This window comes from Pseudomonas sp. TWRC1-2 (assembly GCF_049896685.1).
GTDB lineage: Bacteria > Pseudomonadota > Gammaproteobacteria > Pseudomonadales > Pseudomonadaceae > Aquipseudomonas.
Genome location: NZ_JAFCUU010000013.1, coordinates 35,599 through 59,225, shown reverse-complemented (window position 1 = coordinate 59,225; position 23,627 = coordinate 35,599). Strand labels below are relative to the sequence as shown.

General features: G+C 61.8%; 23 protein-coding genes. 16 read left to right on the top strand and 7 right to left on the bottom strand.

The window, feature by feature from the left end; genetic code table 11:
* Positions 1 to 21: 21 nt before the first annotated feature.
* Both ACP7B3_RS27585 and preA read left to right on the top strand, forming a co-directional pair.
* A complete protein-coding gene (locus ACP7B3_RS27585) occupies positions 22 to 1,389 on the top strand; it encodes an NAD(P)-dependent oxidoreductase (RefSeq protein ID WP_262206067.1) in 1,368 nt (455 codons plus the stop codon).
* Positions 1,389 to 2,663, top strand: coding sequence for an NAD-dependent dihydropyrimidine dehydrogenase subunit PreA (gene preA, locus ACP7B3_RS27580; protein ID WP_145163767.1), 1,275 nt, complete (start codon positions 1,389 to 1,391; stop codon positions 2,661 to 2,663). Before ACP7B3_RS27585 ends, preA begins: the two co-directional genes overlap by 1 nt.
* Positions 2,664 to 2,888: 225 nt before the next feature.
* On the opposite strand, the gene ACP7B3_RS27575 is transcribed toward preA, so the two are convergent.
* Complete coding sequence (locus ACP7B3_RS27575) at positions 2,889 to 3,509, bottom strand: TetR/AcrR family transcriptional regulator (RefSeq protein WP_145163765.1); 621 nt, start codon at positions 3,507 to 3,509, stop codon at positions 2,889 to 2,891.
* A gap of 142 nt (positions 3,510 to 3,651) precedes the next feature.
* On the opposite strand from ACP7B3_RS27575, the gene ACP7B3_RS27570 reads away from it, so the two are divergent.
* The 10 genes from ACP7B3_RS27570 to ACP7B3_RS27525 all read left to right on the top strand — a co-directional run bounded on the left by ACP7B3_RS27570 (position 3,652) and on the right by ACP7B3_RS27525 (position 12,683).
* Positions 3,652 to 4,095 (top strand): GNAT family N-acetyltransferase, encoded by a 444-nt coding sequence (locus tag ACP7B3_RS27570; protein WP_426182395.1) that lies wholly within the window; start codon positions 3,652 to 3,654, stop codon positions 4,093 to 4,095.
* A gap of 18 nt (positions 4,096 to 4,113) precedes the next feature.
* A complete protein-coding gene (copC, locus tag ACP7B3_RS27565) occupies positions 4,114 to 4,479 on the top strand; it encodes a copper homeostasis periplasmic binding protein CopC (protein ID WP_106578862.1) in 366 nt (121 codons plus the stop codon).
* A 3-nt stretch (positions 4,480 to 4,482) separates the two neighbouring features.
* Positions 4,483 to 5,340, top strand: coding sequence for a copper homeostasis membrane protein CopD (gene copD / locus ACP7B3_RS27560; protein WP_426182392.1), 858 nt, complete (start codon positions 4,483 to 4,485; stop codon positions 5,338 to 5,340).
* Between the two features lie 261 nt (positions 5,341 to 5,601).
* Positions 5,602 to 6,864 carry an OprD family porin gene (locus ACP7B3_RS27555; protein ID WP_426182389.1) on the top strand — a complete coding sequence of 421 codons (1,263 nt, stop codon included), beginning with the start codon at positions 5,602 to 5,604 and terminating at the stop codon, positions 6,862 to 6,864.
* A 197-nt stretch (positions 6,865 to 7,061) separates the two neighbouring features.
* Positions 7,062 to 7,886, top strand: a complete 825-nt coding sequence (locus tag ACP7B3_RS27550) for an NAD-dependent epimerase/dehydratase family protein (RefSeq protein ID WP_426182386.1) — start codon at positions 7,062 to 7,064, stop codon at positions 7,884 to 7,886.
* Between the two features lie 26 nt (positions 7,887 to 7,912).
* A complete protein-coding gene (locus ACP7B3_RS27545; RefSeq protein ID WP_242199302.1) occupies positions 7,913 to 8,788 on the top strand; it encodes an SMP-30/gluconolactonase/LRE family protein in 876 nt (291 codons plus the stop codon).
* 51 nt (positions 8,789 to 8,839) lie between these two features.
* Positions 8,840 to 9,802, top strand: coding sequence for a TRAP transporter substrate-binding protein (locus tag ACP7B3_RS27540; RefSeq protein WP_145163748.1), 963 nt, complete (start codon positions 8,840 to 8,842; stop codon positions 9,800 to 9,802).
* Between the two features lie 68 nt (positions 9,803 to 9,870).
* A complete protein-coding gene (locus tag ACP7B3_RS27535) occupies positions 9,871 to 10,398 on the top strand; it encodes a TRAP transporter small permease (protein ID WP_426182381.1) in 528 nt (175 codons plus the stop codon).
* Position 10,399: 1 nt separating this feature from the next.
* Positions 10,400 to 11,680: a TRAP transporter large permease gene (locus ACP7B3_RS27530; RefSeq protein WP_426182378.1), complete on the top strand. Its 1,281-nt coding sequence runs from the start codon at positions 10,400 to 10,402 to the stop codon at positions 11,678 to 11,680.
* 97 nt (positions 11,681 to 11,777) lie between these two features.
* Positions 11,778 to 12,683, top strand: coding sequence for an aldose 1-epimerase (locus ACP7B3_RS27525; protein WP_426182375.1), 906 nt, complete (start codon positions 11,778 to 11,780; stop codon positions 12,681 to 12,683).
* Between the two features lie 66 nt (positions 12,684 to 12,749).
* On the opposite strand, the gene ACP7B3_RS27520 is transcribed toward ACP7B3_RS27525, so the two are convergent.
* The 5 genes from ACP7B3_RS27520 to ACP7B3_RS27500 form a co-directional block, all read right to left on the bottom strand.
* Positions 12,750 to 13,895: an HlyD family secretion protein gene (locus ACP7B3_RS27520; RefSeq protein WP_426182372.1), complete on the bottom strand. Its 1,146-nt coding sequence runs from the start codon at positions 13,893 to 13,895 to the stop codon at positions 12,750 to 12,752.
* Complete coding sequence (locus ACP7B3_RS27515) at positions 13,892 to 15,538, bottom strand: MFS transporter (protein ID WP_262206076.1); 1,647 nt, start codon at positions 15,536 to 15,538, stop codon at positions 13,892 to 13,894. Before ACP7B3_RS27515 ends, ACP7B3_RS27520 begins: the two co-directional genes overlap by 4 nt.
* Before the next feature lie 315 nt (positions 15,539 to 15,853).
* Positions 15,854 to 16,660, bottom strand: a complete 807-nt coding sequence (locus tag ACP7B3_RS27510; RefSeq protein WP_242199296.1) for a sulfite exporter TauE/SafE family protein — start codon at positions 16,658 to 16,660, stop codon at positions 15,854 to 15,856.
* Positions 16,661 to 17,905 (bottom strand): FAD-dependent oxidoreductase, encoded by a 1,245-nt coding sequence (locus tag ACP7B3_RS27505; RefSeq protein ID WP_426182367.1) that lies wholly within the window; start codon positions 17,903 to 17,905, stop codon positions 16,661 to 16,663.
* A gap of 50 nt (positions 17,906 to 17,955) precedes the next feature.
* Complete coding sequence (locus ACP7B3_RS27500) at positions 17,956 to 18,291, bottom strand: ArsR/SmtB family transcription factor (RefSeq protein WP_016974127.1); 336 nt, start codon at positions 18,289 to 18,291, stop codon at positions 17,956 to 17,958.
* A gap of 97 nt (positions 18,292 to 18,388) precedes the next feature.
* Between ACP7B3_RS27500 and ACP7B3_RS27495 the strand changes: the two genes are divergently transcribed.
* On the top strand, positions 18,389 to 19,252 hold the full coding sequence (locus ACP7B3_RS27495) for an MBL fold metallo-hydrolase (protein WP_426182363.1): 864 nt from the start codon (positions 18,389 to 18,391) through the stop codon (positions 19,250 to 19,252).
* A gap of 126 nt (positions 19,253 to 19,378) precedes the next feature.
* Here the strand turns inward: ACP7B3_RS27495 and bkdR are convergent, their stop codons facing one another.
* Positions 19,379 to 19,867, bottom strand: a complete 489-nt coding sequence (bkdR, locus tag ACP7B3_RS27490) for a Bkd operon transcriptional regulator BkdR (RefSeq protein ID WP_078743488.1) — start codon at positions 19,865 to 19,867, stop codon at positions 19,379 to 19,381.
* A gap of 195 nt (positions 19,868 to 20,062) precedes the next feature.
* Between bkdR and ACP7B3_RS27485 the strand changes: the two genes are divergently transcribed.
* Genes ACP7B3_RS27485 through ACP7B3_RS27475 form a run of 3 tightly spaced genes read left to right on the top strand, consistent with a single transcriptional unit; the run spans position 20,063 to position 23,625 of the window.
* Positions 20,063 to 21,298: a 3-methyl-2-oxobutanoate dehydrogenase (2-methylpropanoyl-transferring) subunit alpha gene (locus ACP7B3_RS27485; RefSeq protein ID WP_426182360.1), complete on the top strand. Its 1,236-nt coding sequence runs from the start codon at positions 20,063 to 20,065 to the stop codon at positions 21,296 to 21,298.
* 2 nt (positions 21,299 to 21,300) lie between these two features.
* On the top strand, positions 21,301 to 22,359 hold the full coding sequence (locus ACP7B3_RS27480; RefSeq protein ID WP_016974130.1) for an alpha-ketoacid dehydrogenase subunit beta: 1,059 nt from the start codon (positions 21,301 to 21,303) through the stop codon (positions 22,357 to 22,359).
* Positions 22,360 to 23,625 (top strand): dihydrolipoamide acetyltransferase family protein, encoded by a 1,266-nt coding sequence (locus ACP7B3_RS27475; protein ID WP_426182357.1) that lies wholly within the window; start codon positions 22,360 to 22,362, stop codon positions 23,623 to 23,625.
* The last annotated feature ends 2 nt before the right edge of the window (positions 23,626 to 23,627 follow it).

Genomic DNA, 23,627 nt, shown 5'->3' with positions numbered 1-23,627 from the left:
AAAAACCGTGAGGCCAAAACCGTGATCCAGACCCTGACCCACCTCCCCCATCCCCATGAAGATGGGCCGACACTCGCCAGCCATTTCACCGACCTGGCGCCGCCCCTCAATGCCCGCCAGGCTGCACTTGAAGCGTCGCGCTGCCTGTATTGCTACGACGCGCCATGCGTAAATGCATGCCCCAGTGAAATCGACATCCCGTCGTTCATCCGCAATATCCACACTGAAAACGTCCAGGGCGCCGCGCAGAAGATTCTCTCGGCGAACATACTCGGCGGCAGCTGCGCACGGGTTTGCCCCACCGAAATTCTGTGCCAGCAAGCCTGCGTGCGTAACAACGCCGAAGAATGCGCGCCGGTGCTGATCGGCCTGTTGCAACGCTACGCCATCGACAACGCGCACTTCAGCGAACACCCCTTCCAGCGCGCCGCACCGACCGGCAAGCGCATCGCCGTGGTCGGCGCCGGGCCTGCGGGGTTGGCCTGTGCCCATCGCGCCGCCCTGCACGGCCATGATGTGGTGATTTTTGAAGCGCGGGAAAAGGCCGGTGGCCTGAATGAATACGGGATCGCCAAGTACAAACTGGTGGATGACTTTGCCCAGAAGGAGCTGGATTTCCTGCTCGAGATTGGCGGCATTGAAATCCGCCACGGCCAGCGCCTGGGTGACAACCTGACCTTGAGCGAACTGCACCAGCAATTCGACTCCGTGTTTCTTGGCCTCGGCCTCGCCGCCAGCAAACAGCTCGGCCTGCCACACGAGGACGCTCCGGGCCTGCTTGCCGCCACCGACTACATCCGCGAACTGCGCCAGGCCGATGACCTTAGCCAACTGCCGCTGGCCGACCGCTGCATCGTGCTTGGCGCGGGCAACACCGCCATCGACATGGCCGTGCAAATGGCCCGCCTCGGCGCCCGCGATGTGAACCTGGTGTACCGCCGTGGCTTGGCGGACATGGGCGCCACCCACCATGAGCAGGACATCGCCAAGGCCAATCAGGTGCGCCTGCTGACCTGGGCCCAACCCGAAGAAGTGTTGCTGGATGATCAAGGCCACGTGCGCGGCATGCGCTTCGCTCGCACACGCATGGACAACGGCCGCCTGCACCCTACCGGCGAGACCTTCGAACTGGCAGCCGATGCGATTTTCAAAGCCATCGGCCAGGGCTTCGACACCGAGGCATTGCACGACCCGCTGGCCCAGCAACTGCACCGCGTGGGCGAACGCATCTTTGTTGACGAACACCTGCGCACCAGCATTCCCGGGGTGTACGCCGGCGGCGATTGCGTCAGCCTCGGCCAGGACCTCACTGTGCAGGCGGTACAACACGGCAAGCTGGCGGCTGAAGCCATGCACGCCCAACTCATGCTGAATGTGGAGGCTGCGTAATGGCCGATCTCTCGATTGTGTTCGCCGGTATCAAAGCTCCCAACCCGTTCTGGCTGGCCTCCGCACCGCCCACCGACAAGGCCTACAACGTGGTCCGCGCCTTTGAAGCCGGCTGGGGCGGCGTGGTCTGGAAAACCCTCGGTGAAGACCCGGCGGCGGTCAACGTGTCGTCACGCTATTCCGCGCACTACGGCGCCAACCGTGAAGTATTGGGCATCAACAATATCGAGTTGATCACCGACCGCTCGCTGGAGATCAACCTGCGCGAAATCACCCAGGTGAAAAAGGACTGGCCGGACCGCGCGCTGATTGTGTCGCTGATGGTGCCCTGTGTTGAAGAGTCCTGGAAAAACATCCTGCCGCTGGTGGAAGCCACGGGCTGCGACGGCATCGAGCTGAACTTCGGTTGCCCCCACGGCATGCCGGAGCGAGGCATGGGCGCAGCGGTCGGCCAGGTGCCGGAGTACGTGGAACAGGTGACGCGCTGGTGCAAGACGTATTGCTCGCTGCCGGTGATCGTCAAGCTCACGCCAAATATCACCGACATCCGCGTGGCGGCGCGTGCGGCGTATCGCGGCGGTGCGGACGCGGTGTCGCTGATCAACACCATCAACTCCATCACCAGTGTCGACCTTGAGCGCATGGTCGCCCTGCCGGTGGTCGGCACCCAAAGTACCCATGGCGGGTATTGCGGCTCGGCCGTCAAGCCGATCGCGTTGAACATGGTTGCAGAAATCGCCCGCGACCCGCAGACCCAAGGCCTGCCGATCTGCGGGATTGGCGGCATCGGCAACTGGCGCGACGCGGCGGAATTCGTCGCGCTGGGTTGCGGCGCGGTGCAGGTGTGCACGGCGGCCATGTTGCATGGGTTTCGGATTGTGGAAGAGATGAAGGACGGGCTGTCGCGGTGGATGGACAGCCAAGGCTACAAAAGCCTGCAGGAATTTTCCGGGCGCGCGGTGGGCAATACCACCGATTGGAAGTACCTGGATATCAATTATCAGGTGATCGCCAAGATTGATCAGGAAGCCTGCATTGGCTGTGGGCGTTGCCACATTGCCTGTGAGGACACGTCGCACCAGGCTATCGCAAGCTTGAAGCAAGTGGATGGCACGCATAAATACGAGGTGATCGATGATGAGTGCGTGGGCTGCAATCTGTGCCAGATCACCTGCCCGGTGGCCGATTGCATCGAGATGGTGCCGATGGACACGGGCAAGCCGTTTTTGAATTGGACGCAGGACCCACGTAATCCGTATCGGGAGGCGGTGTAGTCCTGTAGACCGCTATCGCAAGCAAGCCAGCTCCCACATTTGATCGGTGAACACATTCAACTTTGGGAGCTGGCTTGCCTGCGATAGGGCCATCAGCCTTCACACAAGCTCAACGCTCCAACCCAACTGGACCGCCTTACAGCCCACTGCATTCCTTCAGGCAAAATGCGGTCAACTGTGGGAGCTGGCTTGCCTGCGATAGGGCCTTCAGCCTTCACACAAGGCTTAAGGCTCCAACCCAATGCCGCGCAAAATCACCGCGGTCACCGTCTGAATCGCCTTTTCGAACTGCATATCCGACAACGGCTGGTGATCATTCAGAATCTTCACCTGGTGGTCAAAGTCGGCATAGTGCTGGGTCGATGCCCAGATCATGTACAGCAGGCTCGACGGTTCCACCGGCAGGATGCGTTTGTCCTCCACCCACTGGCGAATTTTCGCTTCTTTCATCTTGGCCCAGTCGTACAGGCTTTCGTCCAGCGCCTCACCGAGCGTCGGCGCGCCGTGGATGATTTCGTTGGCCCAAACTTTCGAGCCATACGGCCGCGTACGCGAGCGCTGCATCTTGGCGCGGATGTAGCTGCTGAGCACCACCCGCGGGTCATCGAAGGTTTCAAAGCTCAAGGCATCCTGCTTCCACACCTCCAGCAGGTCGAACAGCACCGCGCTGTACAGTTCGCTTTTGGTGGTGAAGTAGTAATGCAGGTTGGAGCGTGGCAGTTGCACTTCTTCAGCGATGTCAGCCATGGCGGTGCTGCCGTAGCCTTTTTCAGCGAAGATTTTCTCCGCCGCCAGCAGGATTTTTTCGACGTTAACCCGCCGAATTCCGATCTTGTGATTGCCCATAAGGGCTCCCCGACAACAACATGGCCTCAAGACTACCATCGGCTCTAGATCGCGGCGACAAGGCATAATGAAACTTCTACGCGAACCTTTCCCCTGCAAAACGGATTGGTTAGGATCGCGATCCCCATGAAGGATCATTGCCATGACTATCCGACCTCGCGTGGCCGCCGACGACCCTGTGCTGGGAGCACTGTGGGAGCGCTCGGTGCGGGCCACCCATGACTTCCTCCCCGAGGATGACATCCAGCGTTTACTGCCGCTGGTACGCGACGCTTACTTGCCAATGCCGGCCCTCGATGTTTGGGTCTATGAAGACCAGAACGGCATCGCCGGTTTCATTGGCACAGGCGGGCACAATGTGGAAATGCTGTTTATCGACCCCGATCGCCGTGGCCAGGGCATCGGCCGCCAATTGCTCGACCACGCCCACGCGCGCCACGACACGCTGACGGTGGATGTAAACGAACAAAACCCGCAGGCCGTGGGCTTCTACCTCCACTATGGTTTCATTCAGGTCGCGCGCTCGCCGCTGGATGGCGAAGGCAAACCCTTTCCCTTGCTGCACATGGCCTTACCGACTCTCTAAACCTGAAGGTATTGAACAATGTTGATCAAGAAAACCCTGACCACCGTCGCCCTGCTCGCCTCCTTGCTGGGCGCCTCGGCGGCCTTTGCCCATGCCCACCTCAAGAGTTCGACACCGGCGGCTGACAGCTCCGTCGCCGCGCCCGCTGACCTGCGCCTGACCTTCACCGAAGGCGTCGAAGCGACGTTCACCAAAGTGTCCCTGAGCAAGGACGGCACCGAAGTCGCGATCAAAGGCCTGGAAACCCCGGACGCCGACAAGAAAGTCCTGGTGGTCACGCCGGCGGCACCGCTGGCCGCCGGTACCTACAAAGTGGAATGGCACGCCGTGTCCGTGGACACCCACAAGAGTGAAGGCAGTTACAGCTTCAAGGTCGGCCAATAACCCATGGCGACCCTGCTGGTGCTGTGCCGCTTCCTGCATTTCATCGTCGTGCTGTTGATGTTCGGGGCCTGCGTGTTCAGGCCCTGGCTATTGGGCGCTGAACCGCAGCCGGCGCTGGACCGGCAACTGCTGCGCATCACCCGCGCGCAGGCCTGGCTGGGGCTGGGCTCTGGCGTGGCCTGGCTGCTGCTGATCACCGCCAGCATGGCCGGCAGCTGGGACGCGGCCTTGCAACCGGCCACCGTGCAGTTGGTGCTGGGCAAGACCTTTTTCGGCCAGGTGTGGGTCTGGCATCTGCTGCTGAACCTGTTACTGGTGATCGCGCTGATCAAACCCTGGCCGGCCCTGCGCCTGCCATTGACTGCGCTGCTGTTGGCAACGCTGGCGCCGGTCGGCCATGGCGCCATGCTTAATGGCTTGAGCGGGCAATTGCTGATCCTCAACCAAGTGGTGCACCTGGTGTGCGTCGGCGCCTGGCTCGGTGGGCTGCTCGTGCTGGTGCTGATCTTCAGGCAGCCGCAGGGCTATGCGCTGGAGCCGATTCTCAAACGCTTCAGCGGCGTGGGTTATGGCCTGGTCGCCGGGTTGCTGGTGACGGGCTTGATCAACGTGCGCGTACTGACCGGGCAACTGTGGCCCACACCGCTGTTCAACGGGTTCGCGCTGATTCTGTTGATCAAAGTGCTGCTGGTGCTGGGCATGTTGGCGCTGGCGCTGCTGAACCGGTTGCGCATTGAACGCTGCGAAGAACGCCAAGGCAGTTTGAAGGCCAGCGTCATGCTCGAATGGTTACTGGGTGTTTCAGCTGTAGCCGCCGTTTCGCTGCTGGGCACACTGCCGCCGATGGTCATGGCCAACTGAACATCGCTTTTGAAATGCAATCCCTGTGGGAGCTGGCTTGGCTGCGATGGCATCCACTCGGGGTACCTGATACACCGAGGCGTTTGCATCGAAGGCAAGCCAGCTCCCACATTGACCGTGCCCGCTTTTGATCGGCACACGCGACGTCATCGTACAACTTCCGCTTGACACCCCACGGAAACCCCGTAAATATCCCGTCCAATGTTGTACGACGACGTATAACAAATAATAAAAACAACAAAAGAAAAAGGGAGCTTCTCTGTGAGTCAATTCGCCCGCAATTCCTCCTCGCGTATCGGCCTTATCGGTCTCGGCAGCCTGGCGTTCACCCTGCCCCTCAGCGCACATGCCGATGGTTTTCTCGAAGACGCCAAAGCCTCGCTGAACCTGCGCAACGCCTACTTCAACCGCAACTTCACCAACCCCACTTACCCGCAAGCCAAGGCCGAGGAATGGACGCAAAACTTCATCCTCGATGCCAAATCCGGCTTCACCCAGGGCACCGTGGGCTTTGGGCTCGACGTGCTGGGCCTGTATTCGCAAAAGCTCGATGGCGGCAAAGGCACGGGGGGCACTCAGTTGCTGCCGATCCACAGCGACGGCCGGCCGGCTGACAATTTCGGCCGTCTGGGCGTGGCCCTGAAAACCAAACTGTCGAAGACCGAACTGAAAGTCGGCGAATGGATGCCGGTGCTGCCGATCCTGCGTTCGGACGACGGCCGCTCGCTGCCCCAGACCTTTCGCGGCGGTCAGGTCACGTCCAATGAAATTGCCGGCTTAACGCTCTACGGCGGGCAGTTTCGCGGTAACAGCCCCCGCAATGACGCGAGCATGGAAGACATGTTCATGAACGGTAAAGCCGCGTTCACCTCCGACCGTTTCAACTTTGGCGGCGGCGAGTACAGCTTCAACGACAAGCGCACCCAGGTGGGCGTCTGGTATGCCGAGCTGACGGATATCTACCAGCAACAGTATTTCAACCTGACCCACAGCCAGCCAGTAGGCAACTGGACCCTGGGCGCCAACCTCGGTTATTTCACCGGCAAGGAAGACGGCAGCGCCCTGGCCGGCGACCTCGACAACAAGACCGTGTCCGCCCTGCTCTCGGCGCGCTACAACGGCAACACGTTTTATGTCGGCCTGCAAAAACTCACCGGTGACAGCCTGTGGATGCGGGTCAACGGCACCAGCGGCGGCACGCTCGCCAACGACAGTTACAACTCCAGCTACGATAACGCCAAGGAAAAATCCTGGCAGGTGCGCCATGACTTCAACTTTGTGGTGCTCGGCATTCCGGGGCTGACCATGATGAACCGCTATATCAGCGGCAGTAATGTGCACACCGGGACGATCACCGACGGCAAGGAATGGGGGCGCGAATCGGAACTGGCTTACACCGTGCAGAGCGGCGCGCTGAGGGACTTGAACGTGCGGTGGAGGAACTCGACCCTGCGTCGGGACTTCAGCAACAATGAATTTGATGAGAATCGGATTTTTATCAGCTATCCGATTTCGCTGCTGTAAGGCGATGAATGTGGGAGCTGGCTTGCCTGCGATAGCGGTGTATCAGCAAAACATCTGTCAACTGACAGACTGCTATCGCAGGCAAGCCAGCTCCCACGTTTGATCGCACTCGTCAGCAAGGGCGTTGACAAGCCAGGGACGACCTAACGATACTTTCGGCAAGTCATACGACAACCTACAACAATAATGGAACCCTCATGAACACCTCTACCACCACGCCTGTTCCATTCAACCGCCTGTTGCTCACCGGTGCTGCCGGCGGACTGGGCAAAGTCTTGCGCGAACGCCTGCGCCCTTACGCCCAAGTCCTGCGCCTGTCGGACATCGCCAACATGGCGCCGGCGGCCGACGCATCCGAAGAAGTACAACCCTGCGACCTTGCCGATAAACAAGCCGTGCACCACCTGGTGGAAGGCGTCGACGCGATCCTGCACTTCGGGGGCGTTTCAGTGGAGCGCTCGTTCGAAGAAGTCCTCGGCGCCAATATCAGCGGCGTGTTCCACATCTACGAAGCCGCTCGCCGCCACGGTGTGAAGCGTGTGATCTTCGCCAGCTCCAACCACGTGATCGGCTTCTACAAGCAAGGCGAAACCCTCGACGCCCGCTCGCCTCGCCGTCCGGACAGTTACTACGGTTTGTCCAAGTCCTATGGCGAAGACATGGCGAGTTTCTACTTCGACCGCTACGGCATCGAGACCGTGAGCATCCGCATCGGCTCCTCGTTCCCCGAACCGCAAAACCGCCGGATGATGCACACCTGGCTGAGCTTCGACGACCTCACTCAGTTGCTCGAACGCGCGCTGTACACGCCGAACGTCGGTCACACGGTGGTCTACGGCATGTCGGATAACCTCGATACCTGGTGGGACAACCGCTACGCCGCACACTTGGGTTTCACCCCCAAGGACAGCTCCGAAGTGTTTCGCGCCCACGTCGAAACCCAGCCACCGGTCGCCGCCGATGACCCGGCCAAGGTCTATCAGGGCGGCGCCTTCTGCGCGGCGGGGCCGTTCGGTGACTGACTGCACACCCAAGGGATTGAGTTGCCATGACTGCTGAACTGATTGTTGACGCCCGCAATGCCGTGGGCGAATGCCCGGTGTGGGTGCCTGAGGAAAACGCGCTGTACTGGGTGGACATCCCCAACGGCGGCCTGCAGCGCTGGAGCGCTGCCAGCGGCCACAGTGCCGCCTGGAAAGCCCCGCAGATGCTCGCCTGCATTGCGCGCACCACAGCGGGCAACTGGGTCGCCGGGATGGAAACCGGGTTTTTCCAACTCACGCCACACAATGACGGCAGCCTGGACACCACCGCGCTGGCGAGTGTCGAGCACCCGCGCCCCGACATGCGCCTCAACGACGGCCGCTGTGACCGCCAGGGTCGCTTCTGGGCCGGCAGCATGGTGTTGAACATGGGCTTGAATGCGCCGCAGGGCACGCTCTACCGCTACGCCTGCGGTGCCGCGCCGCATGCCCAGTTGGACGGCTTTATCACCCTCAACGGCCTGGCATTCAGCCCGGACGGCCGCACGATGTATGCCTCGGACTCACACCCGCTGGTGCAGCAGATCTGGGCCTTCGATTACGACACCGAGACCGGCACGCCCTCCAATCGTCGCGTATTTGTCGACATGCAGCAGTTTCTCGGTCGCCCCGACGGCGCGGCCGTCGACGCCGACGGCTGCTACTGGATCTGCGCCAACGACGCGGGGCTGATTCATCGCTTTACCCCCGACGGTCGCCTGGACCGTTCCCTCGCCGTGCCGGTGAAAAAACCCACCATGTGCGCCTTTGGCGGCAGCCGCCTGGACACCTTGTTTGTCACCTCGATCCGTGATGACCAGAGTGAACAATCGCTGTCCGGCGGCGTATTCGCCCTCAACCCCGGCGTCCAGGGACTGCCCGAACCGCGCTTCACCCTCTAGCTGCATTGCTGTGCCTTGAATACAAAAATAACAACACAGGAGTGACATTCCATGGACTTCAAACGCACCTTGCTCGCCGCCACACTCGTTGCCCTCAGCAGCGCCGCCCACGCGCTGGAAATCAAGTTCGCCGACATCCATCCCGCCGGCTACCCCACCGTCGTCGCTGAAGAGAACATGGGTAAAGCCCTGACTAAGCAAAGCAACGGCGAACTGACCTTCAAGTACTTCCCAGGCGGTGTTCTGGGCTCTGAAAAAGAAGTCGTCGAACAGGCCCAGGTCGGCGCAATCCAGATGACCCGGGTCAGCCTCGGCATCGTCGGCCCGGTGGTGCCGGACGTGAACGTGTTCAACCTGCCGTTCGTGTTCCGCGACCAGGCGCACATGCGCAAGGTCATCGATGGCCCGATCGGCGACGAGATCCTCGCCAAGATCACCGACTCCGAATTCGGCCTGGTAGCCTTGGCCTGGATGGACGGCGGCACGCGCAATATCTACACCAAGAAACCGGTGCGTTCGATCGCAGACCTCAAGGGCATGAAGATTCGCGTGCAAGGCAACCCGCTGTTTATCGACGCCTTCAATGAAATGGGCGCCAACGGCATTGCCATGGACACCGGCGAGATTTTCAGCGCATTGCAGACCGGCGTGATTGACGGCGCGGAAAACAACCCGCCAACCCTGCTGGAGCACAACCACTTCCAGAACGCCAAGTTCTACACCCTCACCGAACACCTGATCCTGCCCGAACCCATCGTGATGTCGAAAATCACCTGGAACAAACTCACCCCCGCGCAACAGGACATGGTGAAAAACGCCGCCAAGGTTGCCCAGGCCGATGAGCGCGTGCTGTGGGACGCCAAGTCCGCCAGCAGCGAAACCAAGCTCAAGGCCGCCGGCGTCGAGTTCATCACTGTCGACAAAAAGCCCTTCTATGAGGCCACCGCGCCCGTTCGCGCGAAGTACGGCGCAGCTTACGCCGACATCATCGAGCGCATCGACGCCGTCGAGTAAGCCCCCCCTCCTCCTCTTAGCTAGGCCCGGCGCGGTCCGCACTGACGTGCCCGGTTACGGTGAACGCCATGAAGAATCGACTGCTGCGCTTCAACGACCGCCTCTACATGACCTGCATCTGGGTCGCCGGCCTCTCGGTATTAGGCGTTGCGCTGATCATCCCCTGGGGCATTTTCGCCCGCTACATCCTCGGCACAGGCGCAAGCTGGCCAGAGCCCAGCGGCATCCTGCTGATGCTGGTGTTTACCTTTATCGGCGCCGCCGCCAGCTACCGCGCCGGGGCGCATATGTCGGTGGCCATGATCACCGACCGCCTGCCGCCGCGCCAACGCCAACTCGTCGGCATCGTCTCGCAACTGTTGATGGCGACCATCTGCCTGTTCATGACCATTTGGGGCAGCAAGCTGTGCCTGTCCACCTGGAACCAGTTCATGAGCGCCATCCCTACCCTGCGCGTGGGCATCACCTATATGCCGATCCCGATTGGCGGCTTGCTGACCCTGGTGTTCGTGCTGGAAAAACTCCTGCTCGGCGACCAGAGCCACCGGCGCGTGGTGCGCTTTGACCTGGTTGAAGAAAGCGAAGGGGCTGCCTGACATGGACGCATTGATTCTGTTGGGCAGCTTTATCGCGTTGATCCTGATCGGCATGCCGGTCGCTTACGCCCTGGGGCTGTCGGCGCTGATCGGCGCGTGGTGGATCGACATTCCGTTCCAGGCCTTGATGATTCAGGTGGCAGGCGGAGTGAACAAGTTTTCGCTGATGGCGATTCCGTTCTTCGTGCTCGCCGGGGCGATCATGGCCGAAGGCGGCATGTCGCGCCGGCTGGTGGCGTTTGCCGGCGTGCTGGTGGGCTTTGTGCGCGGCGGCCTGTCGTTGGTCAACATCATGGCCTCGACGTTTTTCGGCGCCATTTCCGGCTCGTCAGTGGCAGACACCGCCTCGGTCGGCTCGGTGCTGATTCCGGAAATGGAACGGCGCGGCTACCCCAGGGAGTTCGCCACGGCGGTGACCATCAGCGGCTCGGTGCAGGCGCTGCTGACCCCGCCCAGCCACAACTCGGTGCTCTATTCCCTGGCGGCCGGCGGCACGGTGTCGATCGCTTCGCTGTTCATGGCCGGCGTGGTCCCGGGCCTGCTGATGAGCGCGTGCCTGATGGTGCTGTGCCTGATCTTCGCGAAGAAACGCGACTACCCCAAAGGTGAAGTCATCCCGCTCAAGCAGGCGCTGAAAATCTGCGCCGACGCGCTGTGGGGCCTGATGGCGATGGTGATCATTCTTGGCGGCATCCTCTCGGGCATTTTCACCGCCACCGAGTCCGCCGCGATTGCCGTGCTGTGGGCGTTCTTCGTGACCATGTTCATTTACCGCGACTACAAATGGCGCGAGCTGCCCCAGCTGATGCACCGCACGGTGCGCACCATCTCCATCGTGATGATCCTGATCGCCTTCGCCGCCAGCTTCGGCTACATCATGACCCTGATGCAGATCCCGGCGAAGATCACCACGATGTTCCTGACCCTGTCGGACAACCGCTACGTGATCCTGATGTGCATCAACATGATGCTGCTGTTGCTCGGCACCGTGATGGACATGGCGCCGCTGATCCTCATCCTCACGCCCATCCTGCTGCCGGTGATTCTCGGCATCGGCGTCGACCCGGTGCACTTCGGCATGATCATGCTGGTGAACCTGGGCATCGGCCTGATTACCCCGCCAGTGGGCGCGGTGCTGTTTGTCGGCGCGGCGGTGGGCAAGGTCAGCATCGAGAAAACCGTGAAGGCCCTGCTGCCGTTTTATGGCGTGCTGTTTCTGGTGCTGATGGCCGTCACCTACATCCCGGCGCTGTCGCTGTGGCTGCCGGGCCTGGTGCTGTAACCCTTTCTCCGAGGCCGAGGTGATCAACTGTGGGCGCAGGCTTGCCAGCGTCCACAAATCACCTCTGTGTTGGTTCATTCATGCGGCGAGACGCCCCATGCCCTCAGACTTGATCGAGCTCAGCGACCCACTCACCCACCTCACCCTGGCCCCGGCCCTGGGTGGCAGCATCGTCAATTGGACGGTGCGCGCCACCGGGCAGCCGTTGTTGCGACACAGTGACGAGCACGCGATAAATACCGGTTTACCCGGCAAGTTGGGGTGCTACCCGTTGGCGCCCTGGTCCAACCGAATCGCCCAAGGCGGTTTCGATAACCCCGACGGCTGGCTGGCACTCACAGCCAACAGCCTGACCGATCCGTTGCCGATTCACGGTTCGGCCTGGCAACAGGCGTGGCACGTGGTCAGTCAGGCGGCGGATGAAGTGGTGCTGGCGCTGCGGTGCGACATGCCGTTCGCCTATCACGCCGAACAGCGCTTTGCCTTGCGCGACGGTGAGCTGAGCATTGCGTTGCGCGTAACGCATCTGGCCGAACAGGCGGCGTGGCATGGCTTGGGCTTGCACCCTTACTTGCCGCGTACGCCGGGCACGCGGTTGCAGGCCAAGGCTGAGCAGGTGTGGATGAGTGATGCCTCAAAGCTGCCCACAGGATTGGCGCCGGTGCCACAGGACTGGGATTTCAGCGCATTGAACACCCTGCCCGAAGGCCTGGTGGACAATGGGTTCTGCCAGTGGGACGGGCATTGCCGGATCGAGCAGCCGGCCTTGGGCTATACCCTGGAATGCCGGGCGACCGGGGCGGATTACTTCCTGCTGTATTGCCCGCCGGGGTTGGCATTCTTTTGCATTGAGCCGGTGAGCCATCCGGTGAATGCGCATCACCTGCCCGGCAGGCCGGGGCTGAGGTTATTGGAGCAAGGCCAGTCGACCCAACTCGATTTCACCCTCACATACAGTGCCCATGGGGACGCGGGCTTGCTCGCGAAAGCGGTGGGTCGGTAACCACGCGCTTTTCTGGCGCTGCGCTTTTGCGAGCGCGCCCGCGTCCACAGGGTGACCTGTGCTGTGTCAGGGCGGGGTGTCTTTCAGGCGCCCCGCCGTGTCGATACTCACCACCACCGATAACCCCGGCCGCAGGCGCTCGCTCTCGGCCTGACCCGGGTCAACGGTGATCCGCACCGGCACGCGCTGGGCGATCTTCACAAAGTTGCCGGTGGCGTTGTCCGCCTGCAACAGGCTGAATTCCGAGCCGGTCGCCGGGGAAATGTGCTGCACCGTGCCATGAAATTTGCGGTGGTTCAGCGCGTCCACCGTGAAGGTTACCGGCTGGCCCACCTGCACATTGTCCATCTGGGTTTCTTTCATGTTGGCGATCACCCACAGCTGGGGCGGCACCAATGCCATCAACTGCGCACCGGAGTTGACGAAGGCGCCCAGGCGTACGCCGATCTGCCCGAGCTGGCCGTCACGCGGCGCGAGGATGCGGGTGTTGGACAGGTCGATGCGCGCCAGCTCCACTGCGGCGTCGGCGCTGGCCACGGCGGCCTCCAGTGAACCGCGGTTGACGATCACGGTTTGCAGGTCCTGCCGGGCGATTTCCAGGCTGGCCTGGGCCTGGGCCACGGCGGCGATGGTCTGGGCATTGGCGGCGCGCGTCACGTCCAGTTCACGCTTGGAGACCGAGCCATCGCTGATCAGCTCCTCGTTACGGCGCAAGTCAGCGGTACTTTTACGCGCCTGGGCCTGGCTGTCGACCAGCGCGGCCTGGCGCAGCTTGATGGTGGCTTCGGCGCTGTTGCGTTGCTGCACCACGTTGGCCAACGAGGCTTTCTGCACCGCCAGTTGCGCCAGCGCCTGGTCGAGGCGCTGCTTGTAAATGCGATCATCCAGGCGCACCAGCAGGTCGCCGGCCTTGACGAACTGGAAGTCCTGCACCGGCACTTCATACACATAGCCGCTCAGTTGCGGGCCGATAATCGTCACCTGGCCGCGCACCAGTGCGTTTTCAGTGCTCTCCACGGCGCTGCTGAAGGGCGGCAATTGCCAGGCATACAGCACGATCAGCACGCCGACGATGGCAATCGCGGCAAAGCCCAACGATGAGATGATGCGCACCCGCAGTGAGCGTGGCTCAGTTGCGGTTGCTCCCGGTGGAGCGGTGCCTTCCGGGGTGGAGGCGATGGCGTTGGTGGTGGTCGTGGTTGTTTCGGTCATGAAGTAACGCCGCTGGGTTGAACGGGAGGGGCTGCTGCCTTGGTGGTGCTCATCAGCCACAGACTGCGGATGAAGATCCAGAGCATGGTGAGAATCGCGATGATCGCAATCAACATGAACACATCGTTGTAGGCCATCACATTCGCCTCACGCGTGGCCGCCGTGGCCAGGCTGCGAATGCCCATCAGGTTGCGCAATTGCGGGTCGGCGATGACACCGCCATACGCCGAACCGCCGCTCTGCACCCGCGCAGCCACACGCGGGTCCAGTAAGGTCAGGTGTTCGACGATCATGCTGGAGTGATACTTCTCGCGCACGATCTGGAAAGTGCCCAGCAACGCTGCGCCTATCAGGCCGCCAAGGTTCTGGCAGATGCCGAACATCACCGAAAAACTCACCAGGTTGCGCGGGTTGGTCAGCACGTTGCGCGTGCCCAGCACCATGGTCGGCCCCAGAAAGAAGGTGCCGCCAAAGCCTAGCAGGAACTGGCTGATATACAGGTTCTGTGGACGGGTCAGGTTGCTTGAGAAGCTGTCCATCACCGAGCCGATGGCCATCAGCGCCAGGGAGATGATCAAGGGCATCAACAGGTGCGCCGGGTTGATCGTCAGCGCACTGACCACCAGCCCGGCAATCGCCCCGGCCAGCATCACCACGTACAGCGTGTGCATCTGCTGGTAGCTCATGTTCAACATTTGCATGAAGCCCACGGCGCCAGTGGATTGCTCCGACAACACCATGCGAATCAATACCACGGCCAGGGCCAGGCGAATCATCACCCCACTGCCTAGCCAACGGGTCATCAGCAATGGGTTGGTGCGGTTATGCTCGATGGCCAGGCCGGCCATGATCAGCACCAGGGAACAGGCCGACGCCACGCCGATCCACGGGGCTTCCAGCCACCAGTCGATACGCCCCAGCGACAGCACCGCGCACAGCAGCGCCACGCCGGTGGCGAGGATGCCGAAGGTGAGGAAGTCGAGTTTTTCAAAGGTCTTGAAGCGATCGCCCGGCGGCAGTTTGAGCAGGAAGACGCAACCCAGGCAGATCAGCGCCATGCCCAGTTCGAACAGGTACAGCCCGCGCCACTCGGCAATTTGCAGCAGGTCTTCAGAAAACAACCGCGCCAGCGGCAGTGCCAGCTGCGCGGTGCCCAGTCCGAGCACCAGGGCTTTCATGCGCCACTTGGCCGGGAACGCCTGGATCATGTAGTACAAACCCAGCGAACTCAGCGCCGCGCCCACCATACCGTGAGCCGCCCGCACCGCGATGGCGGAGCTGAGGTCGTTGACGAACAAGTGGCCGAAGGTGACCAGCGCATACAGCACCAGAAACACCTCGGTAAACGCGCGCAGGCCGAACTGCTGGCGAAACTTCACCAGCAGCAGGTTCATGCACACGTTGGTCATCACATAGGCGGCGGGCAGCCAGGCCATCTCCGCGGTGGTCGCGCCCAAGGCGCCTTGCAGGTATTGCAGGTTGGCGATCACCAGCGCGTTGCCCAGCCCACCAGTGATTGCCACCAGCACGCCGACCATCGCGAACAACCAGCGCTTGGGCGTGGAGTGCAGCGGCGTCGACGGCGAGCCGGGCAGGCTCGGTCGCTCGTGGGGCTGCCAGGTGTGGGGGGTGTATTTGTCCATTCGGTGGCCTTGATAAGCCGACGTGCAAGGTCGGTGAATCCATTACTCAGGGAGTAGTAAACCTGAGAGACGTGCATCTTGCCATGTCAGGGCAGCAATTGAACGCTTGAACGGGCACGCTCAAAACGGTGGGAAGCAGGCTTGTCGTGGCGAGCGGGCTTGCCCCGCGTAGGGGCGCGAAGCGGCCCTTGATGCTGACGACGCGATTTTTTTGAGAACTGGGGGTGACTTTCTGGGGCTGCTGCGCAGCCCAACGCGGGGCAAGCCCGCTCGCCACGCAGGATTGTGGCGTCTCTGGACAGTTTCAACTTCAGGTCAGAGCGCGGCCTTGAGCAGCATGCCGGCGGCCACTACCACACACAGGCTGGCAAAGCCGACTTGCAGGGTGCGCGCCTTGATCACCGAACACAGGCGCCGCCCAATCAGCATGCCGACGATGCTCGCGCCGATAAACACCCAGCCCACAGGCTCGATGCTCACCCCGGCATGAAACGCACCCGCGACGCCAATCAACGAGATCAGGCTGATCACCATCAACGAGGTGGCGACGATGCCGCGCATTTGCACATCGGTGAGCTGCTTGAACGCCGGCACGATCAGAAAGCCGCCACCCACGCCAAGCAAACCCGACACGGCACCGGTCACCGCACCCAGCGCGGCCAACGTGGCGCTGCACTTGGCCGTCCAGGCCAAGCGCCCGGTCTGCTGATCAAGCATGCAGTTCTTCTGGCCCCACGACGCGGCGCCATGGTCACTTGGCCCGGCCTCGACCTTTTCGCGCTGCAACATGCGCCAGGCCACCAGCACCATCAATGCGCTGAACAGCCCCATCAGCACGGGCTCCGGCAGTTGATGGGCGAAAAATACACCCAGGGGCGAAAACACTGCGCCGAGCAACGCGATCAATAAGGCCGCGCGGTAACGCACCAGACCATGGCGCAAGCCGTCGATTGCGCCGACCGCCGCCGCCGCGCCCACCGCGAGCAATGACACCGGCGCCGCCTGGGTCATCGTCAAGCCCAACCCCAATACCAGCGCCGGCACCCCAAGGATGCCGCCGCCCGCGCCCGTGAGGCCCATGACCAGGCCCATCAACATGCCCAACACGCTTGCCAGCAGCATTTAATCCACCTTGCTCAGACGGGTCAGCCACTCGCGGCCCTTGAGCATGCCGTTCCAGTAGAACCACGGCAGCAGCGTGGCCTTGAGAAACCACATCGAACGGCGCGCCCGGGTCGGGTCCAGTGGGAAGGTCGGCAGCAGCTTGCCGCCGTAGCCGAACTCGGCCAGCACCACCTTGCCCTTCTCCACCGTCAGTGGGCAGGAACCATAGCCGTCGTACTTGAGCGGCAGCGGCGCCTGTTTGCGCAGGGCCAGCAGGTTTTCAGCGACCACCACGATCTGCTTGCGCACAGCGGCGGCGGTCTTGGCATTGGTAGTGCCGCACACATCGCCCAGGCCAAAGACGTGTGGGTAACGCAGGTGTTGCAGGCTGTGGGGGTTCACTTCGCACCAGCCGCCGGCGTCGGCCAGCGGGCTTTGGCGGATAAAGTCCGGGGAGACTTGCGGCGGGACCACGTGCAGCAGGTCGAAGGATTTCTCTTCAACCGTGAGCGTGCCCGCCGCGTCTTTCACCTCAAACCAGGCCTTGCGCGCCGGGCCATCGACCTTGACCAGGTTGGAATTGAACGCCAGGCGCGCATGGTATTTTTCGACGTATTTCATCAACGGCGGCACAAAGGTCGCGACGCCAAACAGCGCGGCGCCCGCGAGATCGAATTCGACGTCGATGTTTTTCAGGTGGCCTTGTTTAAGCCAGTGATCGCAAGACAGATACATCGCCTTTTGCGGCGCCCCTGCGCATTTGATCGGCATGGCCGGCTGGGTAAAGATCGCCTTGCCGCCCTTGAGCTGTTGCACCAGCTGCCAGGTGTAGGCGGCGTGCTCGTAGCTGTAATTGGAGGTCACGCTGTTTTGGCCCAAGGTGTCTTGCAGGCCTTCGACCTTTTCCCAGGCCAGGCGCAGGCCGGGGCACACGATCAGGTTGTTCCAGGTGACGCGCTGGCCGCTGTCGAGCACCAGGGTCTGCGCCTCGGGCAGCAGTTCGGTGACCGCGGCCTGCACCCAGGTGACGCCATTGGGCAGTACGTCGGCGAGTGGGCGCCGGGTCTTTTTGACGTCGTAGGCGCCGCCGCCGACCAGGGTCCAGGCCGGCTGGTAGCAGTGATATTCGCTCGGTTCGATCAGGGTGATGTTCAGGTGCGGGTCACGTTTGAGCAGGCTGGCCAGCAGGCCGATGCCCGCTGAACCGCCGCCGATGACTACGATATCGCCACTGATGGTAGGGCCACAGTGTTGGTCATTCATGGTCAATCGCCTTTCTTTTACATGCACACAAGGGTCGCTGCCGGATGGCGTCACGCCCAGCTTTTCATGACCGCGCCGCAGTACAGCCCGGACAGGGTTTTCATCACTTGAATCACTTCATGGCTGGCCAGCCCGTAGAAAATGTATTTGCCTTCCCGACGGGTGGCGACCAACCCTTCGTCACGCAGGATGCCCAATTGTTGAGACAGCGTGGGCTGGCGCACGCCGGTCAGCGCTTCCAGTTCACCCACGTTGCGCTCGCCCTGGGTCAACTGGCACAGGATCAACAAACGGTCCTCGTTGGCCAACGCCTTGAGCAAGGAGCAGGCCTTGGACGCCGATGCGCGCAACTGGGCGACTTCGCCCTCACTCAGAGTAGATTCCATTTGCTTCGGGTCCTTTACGTCACTTAAGCTCAAAACATTATGTGTAAACGTAAACTGATTGTAACGACTTTTTTCTTCCTCAACAGGGACAGCCGCCATGCCAGCGTTGATTCACGCTTTTCTGGACGAGGCATCGTCGACCTTCACCTACGTCATCTATGAAGCGGACGGCGGCCCGTGTGCCATCGCCGACTCGGTGCTCAATTACGACCCGGCCTCCGGGCGCACCGACACGACCCAGGCCGACAAAGTCATCGCGTTTGTGCGTGAGCACGGCCTGCAGGTGCAATGGCTGCTGGAAACCCATGCGCATGCCGATCACCTGTCTGCCGCGCCGTACCTGCGCCGCACGCTGGGCGGCAAGATCGCCATTGGTCAGTCGATCAGCAAGGTCCAGGACGTGTTCAAGAACCTGTTCAACCTGGAGCCGGAATTTTGCGTCGATGGCTCGCAGTTCGACCATTTGTTTGCGCCGGATGAGGTCTTTCATATCGGCAACCTGAAGGCCCAGGCGCTGCATGTACCCGGGCATACCCCGGCGGACATGGCCTACCTGATCGACGACCGCTTGATTCTGGTGGGTGACACGCTGTTCATGCCCGATGTGGGCACGGCACGCTGCGATTTCCCGGGTGGCGATGCGCGGCAGTTGTATGGGTCGATGCGTAAGCTCTTGGCATTTGCACCTGAAACCCAGTTGTACGTCTGTCATGACTACCCGCCTGAGGGGCGGCAGGCGAAATGCCTGACTACCGTAGCCGAGCAGCGCGCGGGCAATATTCATGTGCATGACGGGGTGGATGAGGCGGCGTTTGTAGCGATGCGTACGAAACGTGATGCGGGGTTGGGCATGCCGACGTTGTTGCTGCCGGCGATCCAGGTGAATGTGCGGGCGGGGCATATGCCGCCGGCCGAAGAGAATGGGGTGGTTTATCTGAAGATCCCACTCAACCAACTGTAAGGACGCGAACCCCCTGTGGGAGCTGGCTTGCCTGCGATGGCGGTATTGCTGACACCCATTTGTCAGCTGACCCACCGCTATCGCAGGCAAGCCAGCTCCCACATGTTTACAGCGGCGCGGCTGAGGTCATGTGCCGAGGTTGATGCCATTGGCGGGTAAAGGCAGCGCGGTCTTGTAGCGCACTTGCTTGAGCGCAAAGCTTGAGCGGATATTCGCGACGCCAGGCACTTTGGTCAGAAAGTCCATCATGAAGCGCTCCAGCGACTGGATCGTCGGCACCAGCACCCGGATCAGGTAGTCCGGGTCGCCGGCCATCAGGTAACACTCCATCACTTCCGGGCGGTCCGAGATCGCGCCTTCGAACTGCTGCAACGCCAGCTCGTTCTGCTTTTCCAGGCTCACATGAATAAACACGTTGACGTGCAGCCCAAGCAAATCGGCATCCAGCAGCGTGACCTGGTCACGAATCAGGCCCAACTCTTCCATCGCCTTGACCCGGTTGAAACACGGTGTGGGTGACAGGTTGACCGAGCGGGCCAGGTCGGCGTTAGTGATGCGCGCGTTCTCCTGCAGGGCGTTGAGAATGCCGATATCGGTACGGTCCAGTTTGCGCATGAGACAAAATCACCTGTTTATTATGTTTATGCAGTTTTTTTATCCGCAAATGATCGCGAGCGCAACGAAACAGAGATAAATATTCTTCTACGCCACGCCTATGATTGTTGTAGGACAAGATTTCTCCTACCCGGAGACGGACTGTCAGCTAGCGCGCCCACTACAAGAAATTCACAAGATAGAGCGTAGAAAGCCATGACCCAGCAGTACGAACCACTGCGCCTGCACGTGCCCGAACCCTCGGGCCGCCCAGGCTGCAAGACCGACTTTACCTACCTGCGTCTGACCGACGCCGGCCTGGTGCGCAAACCCGCCATCGACGTAGAACCCGCCGACACCGCCGACCTGGCCAAGGGCCTGATTCGCGTGCTCGACGACCAGGGCCAGGCCCTTGGCCCGTGGGCCGAAGGCGTTCCCGTCGAGATCCTGCGCAAAGGCATGCGCGCCATGCTCAAGACGCGGATCTTCGACAACCGCATGGTCGTCGCCCAGCGCCAGAAAAAAATGTCGTTCTACATGCAAAGCCTTGGCGAAGAAGCCATCGGCAGCGCTCAGGCCCTGGCCTTGAACATCGACGACATGTGCTTCCCCACCTATCGCCAGCAAAGCATCCTGATGGCGCGCGAAGTGCCGCTGGTGGACCTGATCTGCCAACTGCTGTCCAACGAGCGCGACCCGCTCAAGGGCCGTCAGTTGCCCATCATGTATTCGGTCAAGGACGCTGGCTTCTTTACTATTTCCGGCAACCTCGCCACCCAATTCGTACAAGGTGTGGGCTGGGGCATGGCCTCGGCGATCAAGGGCGACACCAAAATTGCCTCGGCCTGGATCGGCGACGGCGCCACCGCCGAATCCGACTTCCACACCGCCCTCACCTTCGCCCACGTCTACCGTGCGCCAGTGATTCTCAACGTGGTCAACAACCAGTGGGCCATTTCCACCTTCCAGGCCATTGCTGGCGGTGAAGCCACCACCTTCGCCGGACGCGGCGTCGGTTGCGGTATCGCCTCCCTGCGCGTGGACGGCAACGACTTTATCGCGGTGTACGCCGCCTCCGCCTGGGCGGCCGAGCGTGCGCGCCGCAACCTGGGGCCAACGCTGATCGAGTGGGTTACCTACCGCGCCGGCCCGCACTCGACCTCCGATGATCCGTCCAAATACCGTCCCGCCGACGACTGGAGCCACTTCCCGCTGGGCGACCCGATTGCCCGCCTCAAGCAGCACTTGATCAAGATTGGCCAGTGGTCCGAAGAGGAACACGCGGCGGTCAGTGCCGAACTTGAGGCCGAAGTGATCAAGGCGCAAAAAGAAGCCGAACAGTACGGCACCCTGGCCGGTGGCCAGATTCCAAGCGCCGCGACCATGTTCGAAGACGTTTATAAAGAGATGCCGGAGCACTTGAAGCGCCAGCGTCAAGAGTTGGGGATCTGACCATGAACGATCACAACAACAGTATCGAAGTGGAAACCGCCATGACCACCACCACCATGACCATGATCCAGGCCTTGCGCTCGGCCATGGATGTGATGCTTGAGCGTGACGATAACGTGGTGGTGTTCGGCCAGGACGTCGGTTACTTCGGCGGCGTGTTCCGCTGCACCGAAGGTCTGCAGAACAAGTACGGCAGTTCGCGGGTATTCGACGCGCCGATCTCCGAAAGCGGCATCGTCGGTGTGGCGGTGGGCATGGGCGCCTACGGGCTGCGCCCGGTGGCAGAAATCCAGTTCGCCGACTACGTCTACCCCGCGACCGACCAGATCATCTCCGAAGCTGCACGCCTGCGTTATCGCTCGGCCGGCCAGTTCACTGCGCCGCTGACCATGCGCATGCCCTGCGGCGGCGGCATCTACGGCGGCCAGACCCACAGCCAGAGTATCGAAGCGGTGTTCACCCAGGTCTGCGGCCTGCGCACGGTGATGCCGTCCAACCCGTATGACGCCAAAGGCCTGCTGATTGCCTCGATCGAAAACGACGACCCGGTGATCTTCCTTGAGCCCAAACGCCTGTACAACGGCCCGTTCGACGGCCACCACGACCGCCCGGTAACGCCGTGGTCGAAACACCCGCAAGCGCAAGTTCCGGACGGTTACTACACCGTACCACTGGACGTGGCCGCCATCGTGCGTCCAGGCTCGGCCGTCACCGTGCTGACCTACGGCACCACCGTGTATGTGTCGCAAGTGGCCGCCGAAGAAACCGGCATCGACGCCGAGGTTATCGACCTGCGCAGCCTGTGGCCGCTGGATTTGGAAACCATCGTCAAGTCGGTGAAAAAGACCGGCCGTTGCGTGGTGGTGCACGAAGCCACCCGCACCTGCGGCTTTGGTGCCGAGCTGGTGTCGCTGGTGCAAGAGCATTGCTTCCATCACCTGGAAGCGCCGATCGAACGCGTCACCGGCTGGGACACCCCCTACCCGCACGCGCAGGAGTGGGCGTATTTCCCAGGGCCGTCCCGTGTGGGCGCGGCGTTGAAACGGGTCATGGAGGTCTGAATGGGCACGCACGTTATCAAGATGCCGGACATCGGCGAAGGCATCGCAGAAGTTGAACTGTCGGTATGGCACGTAAAGGTCGGCGACCTGGTGGTTGAAGACCAGGTGCTGGCGGATGTGATGACTGACAAGGCGATGGTGGACATTCCCTCACCGGTGCACGGCAAAGTGATTTCCCTCGGCGGCGAGCCGGGTGAAGTCATGGCCGTGGGCAGTATTTTGATCAGCATTGAAGTGGAAGGCGCGGGTAACGCCAAGGATGCGCCGGCGGTGGCTGCCCCGGCAAACGCTGCACCTGCGCCTGCGCCGGTTGCTGACGCCAAACCCGCGCCAGCGCCAAGCAAGCCCGCGCCCGTGGTTGCGGCTCAGGCACACGTGGCCCGTGAAGCTGACGAACGCCCACTGGCTTCGCCTGCCGTGCGTAAACATGCCCTGGATGCTGGCATCCAGCTACGCCTGGTGCAGGGCTCTGGTCCGGCGGGCCGGATTCTGCACGAAGATTTGGAGGCTTTCTTGCTCCAGCGTCCGGCGCAAAATAAAGCCGTTGCCAACCCCTACGCCGAACGCACCGACGAAGAACAAATCCCGGTGATCGGCATGCGCCGCAAGATTGCTCAGCGCATGCAGGACGCCACCCGGCGCGCCGCGCATTTCAGCTATGTAGAAGAAATCGACGTCACCGCCCTCGACGAGTTGCGCGTGCACCTCAACGAGAAGCACGGTGCCACGCGCGGCAAGCTGACCCTGTTGCCGTTTATCGTGCGCGCCATGGTCGTGGCGTTGCGCGATTTTCCGCAGATCAACGCGCGGTACGACGACGAAGCCCAAGTCATCACCCGCCTTGGCGCGGTGCATGTGGGCGTCGCCACCCAGAGCGACGTCGGCCTGATGGTGCCAGTGGTGCGTCACGCCGAAGCGCGCAGCCTGTGGGGCAATGCCGAGGAAATCGCGCGTTTGGCCACCGCCGCGCGCAATGGCAAGGCCAGTCGTGACGAGCTGTCGGGTTCGACGATCACCCTGACCAGCCTGGGCGCGCTGGGCGGTATCGTCAGCACGCCGGTGCTGAACCTGCCGGAAGTGGCCATCGTCGGCGTCAACCGCATCGTCGAGCGGCCGATGGTGATCAAGGGCCAGATCGTGATTCGCAAAATGATGAACCTCTCCAGCTCCTTTGATCACCGCGTGGTCGACGGCATGGACGCGGCGCAATTCATCCAGGCCATTCGCGGCCTGCTCGAACAACCCGCCAGCCTGTTTTTGGAGTAAGG